This is a genomic window from Pseudomonas helmanticensis (assembly GCF_900182985.1).
Taxonomy (GTDB): domain Bacteria; phylum Pseudomonadota; class Gammaproteobacteria; order Pseudomonadales; family Pseudomonadaceae; genus Aquipseudomonas; species Aquipseudomonas helmanticensis.
Map to the genome: position 1 here is coordinate 237,149 of NZ_FXUY01000001.1, position 16,325 is coordinate 253,473.

At 60.4% G+C, this 16,325-nt stretch carries 13 protein-coding genes; 7 read left to right on the top strand and 6 right to left on the bottom strand.

What is annotated here, in order from left to right:
* Window positions 1–295 precede the first annotated feature (295 nt).
* Window positions 296–487 (top strand): YceK/YidQ family lipoprotein, encoded by a 192-nt coding sequence (locus QOL84_RS01255; RefSeq protein ID WP_283435856.1) that lies wholly within the window; start codon window positions 296–298, stop codon window positions 485–487.
* Between the two features lie 219 nt (window positions 488–706).
* On the top strand, window positions 707–976 hold the full coding sequence (locus tag QOL84_RS01260) for a hypothetical protein (RefSeq protein WP_283435857.1): 270 nt from the start codon (window positions 707–709) through the stop codon (window positions 974–976).
* Between the two features lie 148 nt (window positions 977–1,124).
* Here the strand turns inward: QOL84_RS01260 and QOL84_RS01265 are convergent, their stop codons facing one another.
* Together QOL84_RS01265 and QOL84_RS01270 are read right to left on the bottom strand one after the other, a co-directional pair.
* On the bottom strand, window positions 1,125–1,508 hold the full coding sequence (locus QOL84_RS01265) for a hypothetical protein (protein WP_283435858.1): 384 nt from the start codon (window positions 1,506–1,508) through the stop codon (window positions 1,125–1,127).
* A gap of 52 nt (window positions 1,509–1,560) precedes the next feature.
* Window positions 1,561–1,830 (bottom strand): hypothetical protein, encoded by a 270-nt coding sequence (locus QOL84_RS01270; protein ID WP_283435859.1) that lies wholly within the window; start codon window positions 1,828–1,830, stop codon window positions 1,561–1,563.
* A 294-nt stretch (window positions 1,831–2,124) separates the two neighbouring features.
* Between QOL84_RS01270 and QOL84_RS01275 the strand changes: the two genes are divergently transcribed.
* Window positions 2,125–3,051 (top strand): alpha/beta hydrolase, encoded by a 927-nt coding sequence (locus tag QOL84_RS01275; protein WP_283435860.1) that lies wholly within the window; start codon window positions 2,125–2,127, stop codon window positions 3,049–3,051.
* A 603-nt stretch (window positions 3,052–3,654) separates the two neighbouring features.
* A complete protein-coding gene (locus tag QOL84_RS01280; protein WP_283435861.1) occupies window positions 3,655–4,026 on the top strand; it encodes a DUF6124 family protein in 372 nt (123 codons plus the stop codon).
* Between the two features lie 589 nt (window positions 4,027–4,615).
* Here the strand turns inward: QOL84_RS01280 and QOL84_RS01285 are convergent.
* From QOL84_RS01285 to QOL84_RS01300, 4 genes are all read right to left on the bottom strand, one after another.
* Window positions 4,616–6,067 carry a curlin gene (locus tag QOL84_RS01285; protein ID WP_129394674.1) on the bottom strand — a complete coding sequence of 484 codons (1,452 nt, stop codon included), beginning with the start codon at window positions 6,065–6,067 and terminating at the stop codon, window positions 4,616–4,618.
* A 27-nt stretch (window positions 6,068–6,094) separates the two neighbouring features.
* Complete coding sequence (locus QOL84_RS01290; protein WP_283435862.1) at window positions 6,095–6,559, bottom strand: curlin; 465 nt, start codon at window positions 6,557–6,559, stop codon at window positions 6,095–6,097.
* Window positions 6,560–6,631: 72 nt separating this feature from the next.
* A complete protein-coding gene (locus tag QOL84_RS01295) occupies window positions 6,632–8,866 on the bottom strand; it encodes an Ig-like domain-containing protein (RefSeq protein ID WP_283435863.1) in 2,235 nt (744 codons plus the stop codon).
* Between the two features lie 35 nt (window positions 8,867–8,901).
* Entirely contained in the window at window positions 8,902–10,248 is a 1,347-nt protein-coding gene (locus tag QOL84_RS01300; RefSeq protein ID WP_283435864.1) for a hypothetical protein, read from the bottom strand.
* Between the two features lie 398 nt (window positions 10,249–10,646).
* Between QOL84_RS01300 and QOL84_RS01305 the strand changes: the two genes are divergently transcribed.
* The 3 genes from QOL84_RS01305 (at window position 10,647) to QOL84_RS01315 (ending at window position 16,287) form a co-directional block, all read left to right on the top strand.
* Window positions 10,647–12,095: a sensor histidine kinase gene (locus tag QOL84_RS01305; RefSeq protein WP_283435865.1), complete on the top strand. Its 1,449-nt coding sequence runs from the start codon at window positions 10,647–10,649 to the stop codon at window positions 12,093–12,095.
* Between the two features lie 287 nt (window positions 12,096–12,382).
* Window positions 12,383–15,190, top strand: a complete 2,808-nt coding sequence (locus tag QOL84_RS01310; RefSeq protein ID WP_283435866.1) for a multicopper oxidase domain-containing protein — start codon at window positions 12,383–12,385, stop codon at window positions 15,188–15,190.
* Between the two features lie 17 nt (window positions 15,191–15,207).
* Entirely contained in the window at window positions 15,208–16,287 is a 1,080-nt protein-coding gene (locus tag QOL84_RS01315) for an SCO family protein (protein WP_283435867.1), read from the top strand.
* The last annotated feature ends 38 nt before the right edge of the window (window positions 16,288–16,325 follow it).

A 16,325-nucleotide genomic window follows, 5' to 3' on the forward strand; every position in this document is an offset into this window, starting at 1 on the left:
GGAATACTGGAAACAAAAGCAGGACTGATCAGTCTGCAATCTCCATTGCTACCAGCGTTTTTTAAGCCGGAGCGGGAATAGCCGATTCGAGTCATAACTGTGCGCATTGCAAATACCTCCATGGGTGATCCAACAAAATTCGAATGCACTCATCCGCTCAGCTGGTTGCCGTTGGGCGTGGAGGGGAGCGCATTCGGGTGGTGTCGGGGAAGGTGACTAACTTTCCATGATGGCGTCTACAGATCACACAATGGAAAAGTGATAAGGAAGTTACGTGCTACGGAAGCTAATTTTGATGTTGGTCATTTCGCAGTTGAGTGGCTGCGCTTGGCTTGGCGCAGTTACCAATCGGAACAGCTCGTATGATTGCTATGACGGCGTCAAGGATGAATATGTGCTCGCGCAGTTTCTCGGTCCGCTTGTAATCATTGACCTACCATTCACCTTCATAGCTGACACTGTCTCGCTGCCTTTTTGCGCGCTTTGACGCTTGTCCCTATTCATCGATTCGACACTTGCGTCGTTGCAGGCGGACACTTAACCATGTCGTCCTCCAACGATCCAGAAACAGCCGCTGTCACGGTAAAATTCCATGACGTCAGCGCACTGCACCTGAAATGCTTCGGCGGTGGACTCACTCAATTCATGGACCTGATCGCGACTCGAATCGACAATGGTCTCGACAGAATAAGATATGAGCTGAGGGATGTTGAAGAAGAAAAAATCTCGTTCTACTTTTTCAGCTTCTGCACAACTGTTCAAAAGGTATGAACATGCGGAATTTAACAGGATCCTCGCGCCAACTGCAGGCGCGCATTCAGCGACGATTCACGCCCGCCACCGACGCATTGTCGGTATTGCGCTGCTCGTTGGCTGGGCTGTCGGGATGGTGGTCCATCCCGGCCAATATCTGCTTTATCCCGCTATATGCGGGATCATCACCTTGTTCAGCATCATGGATAGCGCATCGAAATAAACGACTTTTCCAGCGCCTTCGCTGATGCGCCGGCAGGGGCCATTTCACCGTTGAGGTCTAGCGACTTGATCGCCTGACTCACAAAAAAACCCGCCTCGGCGGGTTTTTTCTGTCTATTGTTCCGCATCACCCCTCAGGTAGTTTTGCCCTAGGTCTTTTGCGCGGCATCGATGCAGAGCGAGTAATACGTCTTCTGAAATTCAGCGACCAAGCCCTGTTGCATCTTGGCGTCGGGCTGCTGCGGGAATTCGTAGGCCTTTCCGATCAAACTTTTGTACAAACTGCCTACGTATTCACTTTCTTTTCCGGCGGCGTCGGCCATTTCCAGCACGGTCGTAAGGGGCACGCCTCCTTGTCTGGCATTCATGATTACTCTAGCCGCGTTTTCTACTCGTTTGCACTCTTCCAACAGTTCGTTGGACAGATTGGCGCTGTTAGCCGCAAGGCTGGTGAACATTAGCGTTACTGCTACAAAAACTCGTTTGATCATGACGCGCCATCCCTGATTTAGAGCCTGAACTTTACCATTCATGGCTCAGCGCCACCACTTGCCGAGTTTGCTCAAGTTAACGCCCAGAGAAGATTCATTGCCCGGACTTTTTTACATCTTTTGAATCACTCGAGCTGTCGGCATCCTTCTGCGTCTCATGCGACTCAGCCCCTGAGTTGGAACCCGAAGCTTCTTCTCCCTTTTTGTCCGCTTTTTCTTCTTTCGACTCCGACCCGCCCTGATTCACCCCCGGAATAGCGGTCGGCGGTACCGAGGATCCGCCGGTTTTTTCCACGGCAAGGGCGAACTGCGGGCAGATCGAAATCAGGCCAGCCAGCCCGATTACAGCCATTTTATTGTTCATGAGAGGGTCTTCCGAGCAAAGGCATGTACTGCATTGGAAGAACCCAAAAGCTGATCGTGCGAGTCATCAGACCGGCGGCATCCCCGATCTGACTATTCAGGCACGCAACGCGCAGCATTCGCCAAGGCATGCCCCCGCCGAGCTGGCGGCGCAAGTATTTGCGGCCATCGCCGCGAAACGCTTTTTGGGTGTTGTCGCACAAGGGCTTTGAAGCGGCACTGCCGCTTCGTGTACAAAGCATCCTCGAAGAATCCAACCCACAATTTCAAATGTTCGATGTTAAGGAAGACGTCCATGCCAGTCGATAAACAGATCGCCCCGATCCTCCAGCAATTCAGCGAGCTGCCGGCACCCGATTACAGCCAGCTCGATGCCGCGCAATACCGACAGTTTTTCGACGACATGCAGCCGGTCATTCCTGGTGAACCGATGAGCGAGGTGCGCAATCTGCGCGTCGCCGGCACCGTCGGTGAACTCGATGCGCGACTGTATCGACCTTCGCAAGAACACAATTTACCGCTGTTGGTGTATTTCCACGGTGGCGGTTTTGTCGTTGGCAACCTCGATACCCACGACAATCTTTGCCGCTCGCTGGCGCGCCAGACCGAAGCGGTGGTGGTGTCGGTGGCTTATCGTCTGGCGCCGGAGCATCCATTCCCGGCAGCACCGCTGGACTGCTATCAGGCGACATGCTGGCTGGTTGAACACGCGGCCGAACTGGGCGTCGATGGCAGCCGTCTCGCTTTGGCCGGGGACAGCGCGGGCGGCAACATGGCGCTCGCGGTCAGTCAATTGGCGGCGCAGCACCAACGGCCGAAAATCAGCTACCAGTGCCTGTTTTATCCGGTGACCGATGCACGTAATGACAGTCCGTCCTATGCGGAATTTGCCGAAGGGTTTTTCCTCACGGCGAACATGATGGACTGGTTCTGGCAGCAATATCTGCCAGAGGCCGGGCAGGGGGATGATCCGCTGGCCTCGCCGTTGCGCGCTGCAAGCCTGGCGCAGATGCCGCCGACCACGTTGATCACTGCCGAATTCGATCCGCTGCGCGATCAGGGCGAGGCGTTTGCCCGGCGCTTGCGCGAGGCTGGCGTGAGCGTCCGTGAACAGCGTTGCGACGGCATGATTCACGGGTTCATCAGCATGGCGCCGGTGGTCGAGCGCGCCGCGCAAGTGCTGTCCGAGGCTGCCGCCGATTTGCGTCGGGCGCTCATCTGACGCACTTCAACTGGCAAAACGAAACCAGTGCAGGAGCAAAGCTTGCTCGCGAAAGCGTTCGTTCAGCCAATGATGAATTGACTGAACTGACGCCTTCGCGAGCAAGCCCGCTCCCACAGGTTTGCAGGGTGTACTCAATTCCTGTGTTCACAACAAAACTCTGTGGGAGCGGGCTTGCTCGCGAAGGCTTCAGGTCAGTCGGCAAAGATCTTGCGGGCTTAATTGCTTGCTTTCGTGAGCAAGCCCACTCCCACCCGGAGCCCTTGTCCGTGACGGAATGTTTAAAACTTGTTTCAAATTTGTCGAACCTTCCCACAATGTTTTCAGGTTGTCCGTCGGACGTGCGGCCTCTAGCCTGTGTTCGTCGCTGCCAAATCAGCGATCGGGCATGGAAACCCGAGTAACTACAGAGCGCACAAGCGCCACTCATAACGTATCCTTGCGCACCCTACGGTATGCACTTTGTTATGGCGGCTGTGCGTGGGAGACCTCGTGTCTGCCGGGTTGCCTCTGTCCCGGGTTTCCAGCCTGCGTACAGCTGCCACCTATTCGCTTGGAAACCGAATGGGGGCCAGCTATAACCGTCATACAGGGTAAATAATTGTGAAAAAACCAACACCCAACCCCCCAGAATCAGACGCCGACTCCACATCCCCCTACGCCTCAGTCGACAGCAAAAAACTCCACGAAGCCGCCGACCGCGCCCTCGATTTCTACCTCAATCCCGCCGCCCGCATCATGTCCAGCCGCAACGAGCCGGAGCCCATGTACCTCGCCAATCCCAGGTACAACACCGAATCCCTGCTCGCCAACGCCAGCGAAACCCTCGGCTCGGCCAGCGAAATGCTGATCAACTTCGCTGCCTCGCTGGAAACCTCACAGCGCAAAACTGCACTGGGCATCGCACAAGTCGTCATGTTGGGCGAACTGGCGGTGAATCAAGCGCTGGATCACGTCGAGTTGAAGGATGGCTGATTGATCGTTCCCACGCGCAGCAAAGGAATGCAGCCCTTGAAGCTCTGCGACAAATTCGCGAGCTGGAACGCGGAGCGTCCCGAGAGGCATTCCCACGCAGAGCGTGGGAACGATCAAGATACAAAAAAACCGTACCTCCACCGGAAGCACGGTTTCTTGTGTTGAGACGAGGAAGAGTTCTTAACCGGGGTCGCGTCGAGGGTACTCCTGACGCGCATGCAAGATGCTCACAATCTCAATGTGGTCCGCCACTTGATAAACGACGAGATAGTTCGGGCGGGCACAGTGGGTCGATCAAGGACGGGTCGATCATAGAACCTCCGGGTTTGGTGCCTCGAAGTCTATTCGTTAACGGTATCGCTGTCGTCGCTGTCTGGATGAATTGCATGTAGGCCAAGCTCCATGAAGATCAAGTTGTCCCGGTAAATCCTAGAGCCTGCACTTCCGACGGCCAACCGCCAGAACTTGTCAGAAAACTCCCCGAATTTCTGAAAATGTTCCGTTTTCCGTAGGACGCAACTCAAGCGTCAGCGCAAAAAAAACCGCGATCCCCTTCACCAGAGAATCGCGGCCCATCAACACCCAACCCCTACTGCTGCAAAACCGTCGCCTGGTTAGCCGAGCCAAATTGCTGAATATTCGCCGTTTGCGTCATCCCGCTCTGATCGACATTGGCAATGTTCCCCGTCCCGCCTTGGGTCACGTACGCCACGTTCATCGTATCCGCCTGTTTCACCGTGATCATGTTGTCGCTGCCATACAACTGCGCGGTGTACGCCTGGTTGCCGGATCCCGACTGATCAAACTCGGCGCTGTTGCCCGTGCCGTTCGATGAACCCTGCACCAGGTTGCCGGTGCCGCGCTGATCGGAGATCAAGAGGTTGTCGCTACCGTTCTGATCAAAATACAGCTCGTTATACGACTCAGCCTGACTCACGGTGGTTTTGTTGCCCGTGCCGGTCTGATGCGTGGTCATCACGTGCCCGACGCCATCCTGAGTGAAGCTGGCAACGTTGCCATTCCCCGCCTGAGTCACCGTCGCACGCTGGTTGCTGCCGAACTGGCCGCCCGATTGCGGGCCTTTCCAGTTGCTCGCGTAGACCTTGTTGTCGTTGCCCACGGAGGTGGCGCTGAGCACGTGGCCGTCGCCACTTTGATAGGTGTAGTGCACGTTGCCGTTGCCCACCTGGTATAGCGCCAGCGTCGAGTTGACCGATTCGAACTGGTCGGCGTAGATCGCGTTAGTGTTGCCGACCTGGGTGACGGCGGCGTTATTGTTTTCGCCGAAGCTTTGGTCGACCACGGTTTCGTTGCTGTCGCCGTATTGGTTGACGGTGGCCTGGCTGGCGAGTTGGCTGTCTTGCCAGATTTCACTGCCGTTGAGGTTGCCGAACTGGTTGATGGTGATGTTGCCGCCGGTGCCGTTGCGCTGGTCGCCGTAGGCGTAGTTGTTTTCGCCGGCCTGGTTGATGCCGATCTGCCCGCCGTTATGAGTGACCTGTTCGGCGGTGCCGTAGTTGGCGGTGCCGTATTGGGTGATCACCGAGCTGTTGCCGCTGCCTTCATAGAGTTGTTCGATGTTGGCTTCGTTGCTGTCGCCGAACTGGAAGGTTTTGCCTTCGCTGCCGTTCTGCGAGTCCTGATAGATGAACGAGAAGTTGCCGCTGCCTTGCTGCTGTTGCAGCGCACTGTTTGGTGCGCCGAAACCCAGCGACTGGCTGGCGTGGGCGGTGTTGAAGGCGCCGACCTGTTGCTGGGTGATGGTGGCGTTGTCTTCGTAAAGCTGTTCGGCGTAACCGGCGTTGTAGTCGCCGACCGCGTCCTGGGTGATCACGCTGCTGGCGTGGTCTTGCACGGCGGCGGCGTCGTTGCCCTGGCCCAGTTGGGTCTGGGTGGCGGTGCTGAACGGCGCTTGGGTCTGCTTCACGTCCGCGATGTTGGCGGTACCGGCCTGACTCTGGTTGGACAGGCTGTCGTCGGCCATGGCCTGGGCACTGATCATGACCAGGAGGGCGGCGGTGAGGGGCGTCAGTTTGAACATGATGATCTCTCCGATGATTTTCAGTGTTTAGCGATATTGCTTGACCGAAACGCTCATGCCGTTGCCCGACTGGGTCACGGCGCTTTGCAGCCCCGTACCGGCCTGCTCGATGCTGGCGTCGTTGTTGTTGCCGTTTTGCGAAATCTGCGCGCGGTTGTGGCTGCCGTTCTGGATGATCGAGGCGGCGTTGCCGGAACCGTTCTGGTTGATCAGCGCCATCAGGTCGCTGCCCTGTTGCAGGATGTACGCCTCCTGATTGCTGCCCGACTGCACGATCTGCCCGAGCAGCGACTGACCGTTCTGTTGCAGCAGGGCGACGTTGGCCTGGCCGAGCTGATCGATCAGGGCTTGCTGACCCACGGGTGGGGGCAGTTCGCCGAGGTCGCTGCTGGTCGGGGCCAGGTCGTCGTTGTCCATCAGGTCGTCGGCGCGCACGCCCGCGCTGCTGCACAGCAGAAGCAGGCAAAGCAGGGCGGCGGTCGGCGTGTTCATGGCTCAAATCCTGTCAGGCGTTAACCGGTTCGAAGTCGGTTCCGGCCACCCGAAAGTGGCCGGGGATCAGGCTTACAGCGTGGTCACCGAGACCGTGCGCACGGTGCCCTGGGAGGAGCGGATCGTCGCGGTCGGGTTGGCCGATGGCACTACCGTCGTGTTGTTCAGCGTCAGCCGCCAGCGACCGGTCACCGGTACGGTGGTGGTGCCGAGGGTGACCAGCCCGGTCGGGGTGGTGACCTGCACAGTGATAGTGTTGCCGGTGGTCACTGACGAGGTGCCAGTGAAGTCCCAGTTGAAGCGCCCGCCGGAGCGTGCTTGCACCGTCGACGCGGTGACGGCGAAGGTTTCCGCCGCTGGCCGTGGCGACACTTGCACCGTGACCGTGGCCGGCGTCGACAGGGCGCCGAAGCTGTCCCGGGCGATGTAGGTGAAGGTCGTGGTGAACGCCGTGGTCACGGTGGCCGGTGGGGTGTAGGTGATCACCGTGCCGTCAGTGCTGACCGTGCCGCGGCCGGCGGCCGGTTGGGTCAGACTGGCGACGCCGAGCGGCACGTTGCCTTCCGGATCGGTGTCGTTGGCCAGGACGTTGATCGGAATCGCCACACCCAACGTGGCGACGCTGTCGGCGACGGCGGTCGGTGACCGGTTTGGCGCGACGCTGATCGTCACGGTGGCCGGCGTGGTCGAGGCCAGGCCTTTGGCGTCCTGCGCTTTGTAGGTGAAAGTGGTGGTCAGTGGCGCGTTGACCACCGCTGGCGGCGTGTAGACCACGGCGGCGGTGCCGCTGAGGGCGACCGTGCCTTGGCCGGCAGCCGGTTGGGTCAACGCGGTGATGCTCAGCGGCGTGTTGCCGTCGGGATCGCTGTCGTTGGTCAGCAGGCTGAGGGTAATCGGCACGCCAAAGCTGGTGCTGCCGGTGTCGGCATTGCTGATCGGTGCCTGGTTTTCCCCGGTGTCGGGCGCGGTGCCGAGCACGACGACGGCCTCGGTGTCACTGCCGCCGGCGGCGGATTTCACCGTCACCGTGGCCGGTGGTTGGGTCAGGTCGGCAACGGTGATGCGTTGCAACGTGCCGGTTTTCGACAGGCGTCCGTAACCCTGGGCAACCATGTCCGGGATCGCCACTTCATCGGTCGATGTCGCTTCGATCAACAGGCTGTGATTGGCCCAGCTGTAGCGTGCGGTCTGGATTTTCACCACATCGGTGAGCTTGGCCGAAACGGCGGTCGGCCGCGTGGTGCCGGCCGGATTGGTCGCGGTCACGACGACGACCGAAGGCAGCGTACCGTTGCCCAGGCGCTGACCGAAAAACAGACCAGTATTGTCACCCGTCAGGCTGGTCTGGCACGGCGTTGGTGGCGGGCCGGGCAGCAGCGCGACGGTTTCGCGAAAGCACAGCGTCGAACTGGTGTCAGCCTTGGCGAACACTTCGGCACGCACACCGGCCGAGGTCCGGCGATAGGTGGCGCGGTCGATGTCGACATGGGTTTGCTGACGGCTGTCGAGCACCTTGCCGGCGACCGTGAACAGGGTGGTCTGAATGGTCCCGGCGCCGGACGGCCCGACGATGCGCACGAAGTTAGTGTTGAACGGGCTGCCGGTCACCGCTTCGGTGAGGTTCGGGTCGCCGACGAAAGTTTCGACCCCGCCGGTGTCCGGGTTCACTTCGGTGTAGGGGCCGTTGAGGCTGCGCAGGAACGGGCCGATGGCGCCGTTGAGCGTGCCGCTGAAATCGCCCGGCGCACCGATGCCGATGTCCTTGGTGATGTTGATCGCGCGCCGTCCCGGGGTGGTGACATTGACGGTTTCGACGCCATACGGGTGGGTGATGACGTAGGTGCCAGCCACGGGAACGTTCACCCGAATGCGGATCCGCGCGAAGCTTTGCTGATCGCCATCCACCGGGTTTTCCGAGGCAAACGCCGCTTCGATCCCGGCAACATAAGCGTCCATGCCATAACCGGCGCCGTTGTTGGGGATATTGGTTTCGGCGAGGAACCAGAAGGCTTCCGGCGGCCAGTTGTCGGGGAACACCATCGGCAGGCTGTCGTCGTAGATGCCCGGTTCTGCCAGCAGGGTGCACATGTAGGCGGGTGGCGTGGTGACGCCGACGCGCGAACTGGCGGCGCGCGACTGGCACAGCTCCATCGACAGGTTATTGCTGTCCTGGTACCACATCGGGAATTTCCCGGTGGCAAAGGTGTAGGGGCCGGGGTCGACGGCGGCGAGTTGCGCATAGGCACTGCCGGTCAGCGAGAGAGCGAGCCCGAGCGCGTTGAGCGCAAAGCGTGGCCACTTGTTCATGATGCCTCCTGATGCGGATCTGGGCATGTGAGCGTTCATTGCACGATGACCACTTCTTCGGTGTCGCTGCCGCCGTTGGACGACGTCACGCGCACCTTGGCCGGTGGTATCGGCGAGATCCCGGTGGCGAGGCTTTTCACCGCGCCGTCGCCACTCAGCGCACCAATCGCGGCGCCGCTGATCGAGGTGGCGGTGAGTACCGGCGGCGAGGTTTCGTCACTGGTCGAAGCCACCAGCGTCAGTTGCCCGGAGCTGAGGCTGTATTCGGCGCGCGAAATCACCACCAGGTCGGTCAGGGTCATGGGCAGGGTGGTCGGCGTGCTGCTGGCGATGGCCAGGTGGTTGTCGGCGGTCACCTGCAGGACGCTCGGTACGGTCGGGTTGGCCGACGATTGCGCGTACCAGGCACCGGTGGAGTTGGCTTCGGTCATGTTCAGCACCGGGGTGAAACTGGTCACGGCGACGGTGCCCGGGGCTGGCGGTGCGAGGACGAACACGTCCTGCTGGGCGACCGGCGCGCTAGTCCCGGCTTTACGCGAGTAGGTGCTGCGCTGGGTGATCATTGGCGTTGGCCGGACCACGGTCGAGAGCTTGCCGGAGACGGCAAACGCAGTCGTACGCAAGTCAATCCCGCCGGGGCCTTCGATGCGCACGTAGTTGGTGTTGAACGGGCTGCCGGTGACCGCCTCGCTGAGGTTCGGGTCGCCGACAAATTGTTCGGCGGCACCGGTCACCGGGTTGGTCTCGGTGTAAGGGCCGTTGACGCTGCGCAGGAACGGGCCGATGTCACCCTTAAGCGCGCCGTCGTAGGTTTTCGGCGTGCCGATGCCAATGTCGCGGGTCATGTTGATCGCGCGGCGGCCGGGGGTGTCGATATTGAACACGTCGACACCGTACGGGTGGGTGATGACGTAGGTGCCGGCGGTGGGCACGTCGACGCGAATGCGGATACGCGCGAAGCTGACTTGATCGCCTTCGACCGGTTCTTCGGCGGCGAACGCGGCTTCGACGGCGCTGACATAAGTCAGGTCGATCCCGCGTGCAGCATCGACGAGGGTGGTTTCGCCGGTGAACCAGAACGCTTCATCGGGGAAGTTGCTCGGGAAGGCAATCGGCTGGGTGTCGTCGAACACGCCGGGGGTCGGCAGCAGCGAGCACATGTACGAAGGTGCGCCCGGAGCGCTGGGCACGCGAGAGCTGAGGGCTTTGGACAGGCACAGATCGAGGGTGCGACCGTGGGTGTCCTGATACCAATTGGCGAAACCGCCATTGGCCGGCGTATACGGACCTGGATCAACAGCAAACAAAGCGGCCTGGGCAATGCCCTGGGCCAAGGCGCTCACGACCAGGACAGTCGCGGTTTTGGACAGTAAAGGGTGCATGAGTTAATCCCTCTATCAAAGTACCTGCCCCTTGGGGATGGGTCAGTTGCAGAGGGCCTGTACACCTTCCATGCCAAGGTGCGGTGAACGGGCGGGAGAGAGCCGGGATAGAGTGCTTTCGCCGTTGCGAAGTGCTGAGCGCGACAGGCGGGAAAAGGGCGCAATTCCCCAGAATCGGGGACGATGGGGATGAACACAGAACCTCTGTAGGAGCTGCCGAAGGCTGCGATCTTTTGATCTTGATTTAAAAACAGGATCAAAAGATCGCAGCCTTCGGCAGCTCCTACAGGGATTTGGGGTGGGTTTGGGATGGGTGCATCGGGTCGATATCCCCGCAACCGGGCAAACACCCAACCGTGGGCTATAACCCTATAGGGACGTATCGGGAAGTCGCCGCCATGAACATACAGTCGAAATCGCTTGCGCTCGAGGAGGGCAATCTACGGTTGAGCTCGCGCAAGCAATCGTTCAATCTGCTGCGCTGGTTTTCGCTGATCAGCATGGCGGTGATCGGCACGGTGGCGGTGGCGCTCGGGGCGGTGTCGACACGATTCGTGATCGAGGAAAGCGTGCAGCGCGATGCCTTGCTCACGGCGCAGTTCATTCAGGCCATCGCTTCCGCCGAAGTGCGCCATGTGTCCATTCCCAACATCCGCACGATGGGCGAACTGCTCGATCCACGTCAGGACAAGGATTTTCCCGATGTCGATCCGCAGGCCCGGGCGGGCGCGAGGGGTGAATTTCTCGACCACATCGAACACCTGCCGGACGTGATCCTCGCCAATATTTATGCCCCCGACCGCCAAGTGGTCTGGTCGACCAACCCGGTTCTGATCGGTACCAGCATTCATGCCGACGAAGACCTCGATCGCGCCTTCAACGAAAAAATCCCGGTGTCGGCCAGCTACCACGACGTCGACAAGGCGCGTGAAGAACAGAAGTTCATCATCCCGCCGGATTACATTTTCATCGAGAACTACATCCCGCTGTTCGACGCCGACGGCAAAAACGTCACCGCGATGGTCGAGATCTACAAGGAACCGAAAGACTTGATCGCCCGGATGGAACGCGGGCTGACGCTGATCTGGCTGGCCACCGCGCTCGGCGGCGGCCTGATTTATCTGGGGCTGTACTGGATCGTCCGGCGCGCGGCGATTCTGCTTGCAGCCCAGCAAAAACAACTGATCGCCAATGAAACCTATGTTGCGCTGGGCGAGATGTCCTCTGCCGTGGCACACAGCCTGCGCAATCCGCTGGCGACCATTCGCTCCAGCGCCGAGTTGGCACTGGAGTTCGATGCCGGCCCGGCCGAGAAGAACATCAAAGACATCATCGGTCAGGTTGACCGCATGTCGAAGTGGGTGCGCGAGCTGCTGCAGTCCCTGCGTCCGCTCAACGATGATCCGGAACCGGTCAACCTCGTCGCGACACTGCACGAAAGTCTTGTCGCCTTCGAACAACAGATCGCCAGGGCCGGGGTGCAAGTGGTGTTCCACCCGCAGCACACACCGATGGTGCTCAGTCAGCCGGTGCAACTGACGCAGATCCTCAACAGCCTGCTGGCCAATGCGCTGGAAGCGATGGACAAGGGCGGCACATTGACCGTCAGCCTTGAGCCAGCGGCTGACGGCGGTGTTTGCGTGGCGCTCAGCGACACCGGCAAAGGCATGAACGAAGAACAGCGGACCATGGCCTTCCGGCCGTTTTTCACCACCAAGGCCGGCGGACTTGGCGTCGGCCTGGTGCTGGTCAAACGCATCATGGAACGCTTCGGCGGCGGCGTGACGCTCGACAGCCGCGAAGGCGAGGGCACCACCGTGCGCCTGGCCTTCCAGCTAGTCCCCTGAGCCACATTTCCCATCTGACATTCCACCACTCCCTGTAGGAGCTGCCGAAGGCTGCGATCTTTTGATCTTGAAAACAGAATCAAAAGATCGCAGCCTTCGGCAGCTCCTACATCGGCCTTATAAGCTGAAAAAAATTGTGAACTTCCCCCATCACTGGGTGTCAAGCCCCGGTCACCGGGGAGTGGGGGACACCACAGGCATCGCAAGTCACTGTTACAACTCGAAATGATTTCTTGGCGCGCTAGTTGCAAAACACCATCACCCCTTCCTTGATGAGGCGGCTGGTGATGGACAGAACAACGCGTGACCCAAGCAAAACCTTTCTGCTGACGCCCTTGAGCGTGTTTCTGATGTTGACCCTCGGCACGATGGCCGGCGTTCGCGCCAGCCCCATCGATGATGAGCGTCAGCCAGAAACCTCCGATCCATCGGCGTACTACGACGAACCGACGGACGAGGCGACGGCGCTCAACGCTATCCTGACCATGCCCGAGGCCAACGAAGATTCCTTCGATTTGCCCGACGGTGTGAAAGGCTCGCGTGATACCACTCGCGCAGAAAACATCCTGCCGCCGACCGTGCAGACCAGTTTCAACTACCCCACCAACGGCAAGCCGAGCCCGCTCTATGGCGCACAGCCGTTCACCCAGCAGTTGACCCTGTTCGAAGAGTTCGGCCCGGAAAAACTCGACCCGACCACCCCGGCCGCGCCGCTGCCATTCCCGCCGGCAGCGATTGGCCCGGCGCCGGCGCAAGACCCGAACAACGTCGCGCGCAGTGCGCCACCCGGCACTGCGCTTGATGCGTTCTTGCGGCAGCCTGGGCTGACACCATTCCCTAGTCAGTTTTCCAACGTGGTCGACCGCAACCCGTGGCAGGCGCAGATCGAAGTGTTCCTCAACCGCCATATCGGCTCGTCCGCTGAAGGGCGGCCGCCAGGAAAAGGCTGGGCGCACCAGCGCTGGAACGAGTTCTACCCGCAAGTCGCCTACAAAACCGCGCAGACTGGCGCGCGGCTCAATGGTGGCCTGCGTGACAGCGTGCAGATGCACCATTACGCAGTGGGCGAATTCGGCGCCGGCGGCCTGTACCACAACGTCGCGGGTGTACCGCTGACGGACGGCACGGCCAAAGGCGTCGATGCGCGCTTCCACCCGAACATGCCGGTGCAGAACCACAACGCGGTGTGGACCTTCGACGGCACGCTGCCGCCGAAACTGTTGATGGTGCGTTACGGCCAGCCGGTGATGATGCGTCACTACAACGGCCTGCCGATCGATCCCGCGGCCAACCGTGGTTTTGGCCTGCACACGATCAGCACCCACGAACACAACGGCCACGCGCCGGCGGAAAGCGATGGCTATGCCAACGCATTTTTCTTTCCGGGGCAGTTCTACGATTATCGCTGGCCGATCCAGCTCGCCGGTTACGACAGCATCAACACCAAGGCCGAAGATCCGCGCGCGGCATTTCCTTGCGCACCGGGCGAAACCCTGTGGGTCAACGACCTGGCGCCGGCGAAAAAGACCTGCGACCACGGCACCATCAAGATCCGTGGCGACTGGCGCGAAACCATGAGCACCCACTGGTTCCACGACCACATGCTCGATTTCACCGCGCAGAACGTCTACAAGGGCAACGCGGCGATGATGAACTATTACAGCGCCCTCGATCGCGGTAACGAGTCGGTGAACGACGGCGTCAACCTGCGCCTGCCCAGCGGCAGTGCGCTGCCGTGGGGTAACCGCGACTATGACGTCAACCTGGTGTTCGCCGACAAGGCCTGGGATCAGGAGGGGCAGCTGTGGTTCAACCCGTTCAACACCGATGGCTTCCTTGGCGATCAGGTGTTGGTCAACTGGCAGTGGAAACCGACGCTGGACGTGCGCGCACGCAGCTACCGTTTCCGTATCCTCAACGGCTCGGTGTCGCGTTACTTCAAACTGGCGCTGGTGCGTGAAATCAAAGGCAGCGGCGGCGAGTTCCAGGGGCCGAAAAACTCCGGCGTGTCGTACAGCCGTGTACCGTTCCACATGATCGCCAACGACGGCAACATCATGGAGCACAGCGTACCGTTCGACGGCACGATGGACCTGGACGCCGATGGCGATAAACAGAACCACAACGCGATTCTGCCGACCCAGGGCATCGCCGAGCGCTTCGACATCATCGTCAACTTCGGCAAAAACGGCATCAAGCCTGGCGACAAGGTGTTCTTCCTCAACCTGCAGGCCCACGACGACGGCAAAGGCCCGAAAGAAGTGATCTCGCTGGCCGACGTGCTCTCCGAGAAATACCTCGCGGTGATCAAGCAGAGCAGCAAAGGCCCGCAGTGGGACAAGGGCGATCCGGCGGTGGGCAAGGTCTTGCAGCTCAACGTGAAGGCCTACACCGGCCAGGATCTGGCCATGGACCCGGCAGCCTACGAACCGGCCAAACCGGGCAAGGCGGAAGGGCTGGTGATGATCCCGCTGAAGATCCATCGCGACAACGCTGCCGATAAAGCCCTGCTGGCCAACGCCCGTCACCGCACCTTCACCTTCGGCCGTTCCGACGGCACCGATGAAGCGCCGTGGACGGTCAAGACCGATGGCGGTTTCGGCTTCCACATGGACCCGCGTCGCCTGAATGCTTCGACGCAACTGTCCAGCGGCCCGACCGATGCCGGGGTCACCGGATTCGGCACCCTCGAAGTGTGGAACATCAAGGCTGGCGGCAAGGGCTGGAGCCATCCGGTGCACGTGCACTTCGAAGAGGGGATCATCCTCAGTCGCGGCGGCAAGGCACCGCCAGAATGGGAAAAATGGGCGCGCAAGGACGTCTATCGCATCGGTTCGGAAAACGATGGGCTGGACAGCGTCGAGATGGCGATCAACTTCCGCGAGTTCGCCGGGACCTACATGGAGCACTGTCACAACACCCAGCATGAGGACAACTCGATGCTGCTGCGTTGGGACCTTGAGAAGCCCGGGCAATTGCAGTTGATGCCGACGCCTTTGCCAAGCTGGGACGGTGTGCGCTACGTCAACTCCGCCGCGCTGCCAACCTTCCGCAACGGCGATGGCTTCGGCCCGCAAGTGACCGTGAAAAAATGAACCGCGAGCGCGCCGTCATGCCAACACAAACTCCGCGTTCCCGCGCGCTGGGCATGCACCTGGTGCTGATTCTGGTGGTCTGTGTGCTCGGCAGCCGCGTGCTGCTGGCGCACCAGGCCAGTGTCGGTGAACCGCCAGCGGCCAGTGAATCCGCCACCCCGTGGGGTGGCGACTACTTCCCCAACACTTTGCTGACCGATCAGGACGGTCAGCAGGTGCATTTCTTCGATGACCTGATCAAAGACAAAGTGGTGGTGATCAACTTCATCTTCACCTCGTGCAGCGACTCCTGCCCACTGGAAACCGCACGCTTGCGCCAAGTGCAGAAACTGCTCGGCGATCGCGTCGGCCAAGACATCTTTTTCTACTCGATCAGCATCGATCCGCTCAGCGATACGCCCGAAGTGCTCAAGGCCTATGCGCAGCGCTTCAAGGTCGGTCCCGGCTGGAAATTTCTCACCGGTGAATTCGAAGACGTCACCGACCTGCGCAAGAAGCTCGGGCTGTTCATCGAAGGCGTCGACAACGGTCGCAGCAAAGACCACAACCTCAGCCTGATCGTCGGCAACCAGAGCACCGGGCGCTGGATGAAAGCCTCGCCGTTCGAGAACCCGTGGATCCTCGCCGATCAACTGGCCAACACCCTGCAAAACTGGAAACAGCCCAGCGTCGAAGAAAGCTACGCCAACGCCCCGGACATCCGCCCGCCGAGCAATGGCGAAGAGTTGTTCCGCACCCGTTGCGCGTCGTGCCACAGCCTCGGCCCGCAGGACGGTCAGGGCATCGGCATGCGCAGCATCGGCCCCGACCTGATCGGCGTAACGCGCAATCGCGATCCGCAATGGCTGAATCGCTGGATTCGCGAACCGGATCGCCTGCTCGCGGAAAAAGACCCGATTGCCCTAAAACTGTATGAACAATTCGAGCGAATCCCGATGCCCAACCTGCGCCTCGACGAAGCGTCGGCGCAGTCGATCATCGACTTCCTCAGTGACGAAACCGAGCGTCAGCAAACGGCCGCCAAAGCCATGGCCGACGGCGGCTTGACGCCAGTAACACCGGGCGATAGCGCCGCGACAGTGAGTCGGATGCAGTAGCGGCGAAAGAGCATCATTGAACCGTGTGTCGCGGTCAG

Bases quoted from the DNA above. Each gene is read 5' to 3' on its own strand.
- QOL84_RS01255 (WP_283435856.1), top strand. From the start codon at position 296: ATGTTGGTCATTTCGCAGTTGAGTGGCTGCGCTTGGCTTGGCGCAGTT.
- QOL84_RS01260 (WP_283435857.1), top strand. From the start codon at position 707: ATGTTGAAGAAGAAAAAATCTCGTTCTACTTTTTCAGCTTCTGCACAA.
- QOL84_RS01265 (WP_283435858.1), bottom strand. From the start codon at position 1,508: ATGAATGGTAAAGTTCAGGCTCTAAATCAGGGATGGCGCGTCATGATC.
- QOL84_RS01270 (WP_283435859.1), bottom strand. From the start codon at position 1,830: ATGAACAATAAAATGGCTGTAATCGGGCTGGCTGGCCTGATTTCGATC.
- QOL84_RS01275 (WP_283435860.1), top strand. From the start codon at position 2,125: ATGCCAGTCGATAAACAGATCGCCCCGATCCTCCAGCAATTCAGCGAG.
- QOL84_RS01285 (WP_129394674.1), bottom strand. From the start codon at position 6,067: ATGTTCAAACTGACGCCCCTCACCGCCGCCCTCCTGGTCATGATCAGT.
- QOL84_RS01290 (WP_283435862.1), bottom strand. From the start codon at position 6,559: ATGAACACGCCGACCGCCGCCCTGCTTTGCCTGCTTCTGCTGTGCAGC.
- QOL84_RS01295 (WP_283435863.1), bottom strand. From the start codon at position 8,866: ATGAACAAGTGGCCACGCTTTGCGCTCAACGCGCTCGGGCTCGCTCTC.
- QOL84_RS01300 (WP_283435864.1), bottom strand. From the start codon at position 10,248: ATGCACCCTTTACTGTCCAAAACCGCGACTGTCCTGGTCGTGAGCGCC.
- QOL84_RS01305 (WP_283435865.1), top strand. From the start codon at position 10,647: ATGAACATACAGTCGAAATCGCTTGCGCTCGAGGAGGGCAATCTACGG.
- QOL84_RS01310 (WP_283435866.1), top strand. From the start codon at position 12,383: ATGGACAGAACAACGCGTGACCCAAGCAAAACCTTTCTGCTGACGCCC.
- QOL84_RS01315 (WP_283435867.1), top strand. From the start codon at position 15,208: ATGCCAACACAAACTCCGCGTTCCCGCGCGCTGGGCATGCACCTGGTG.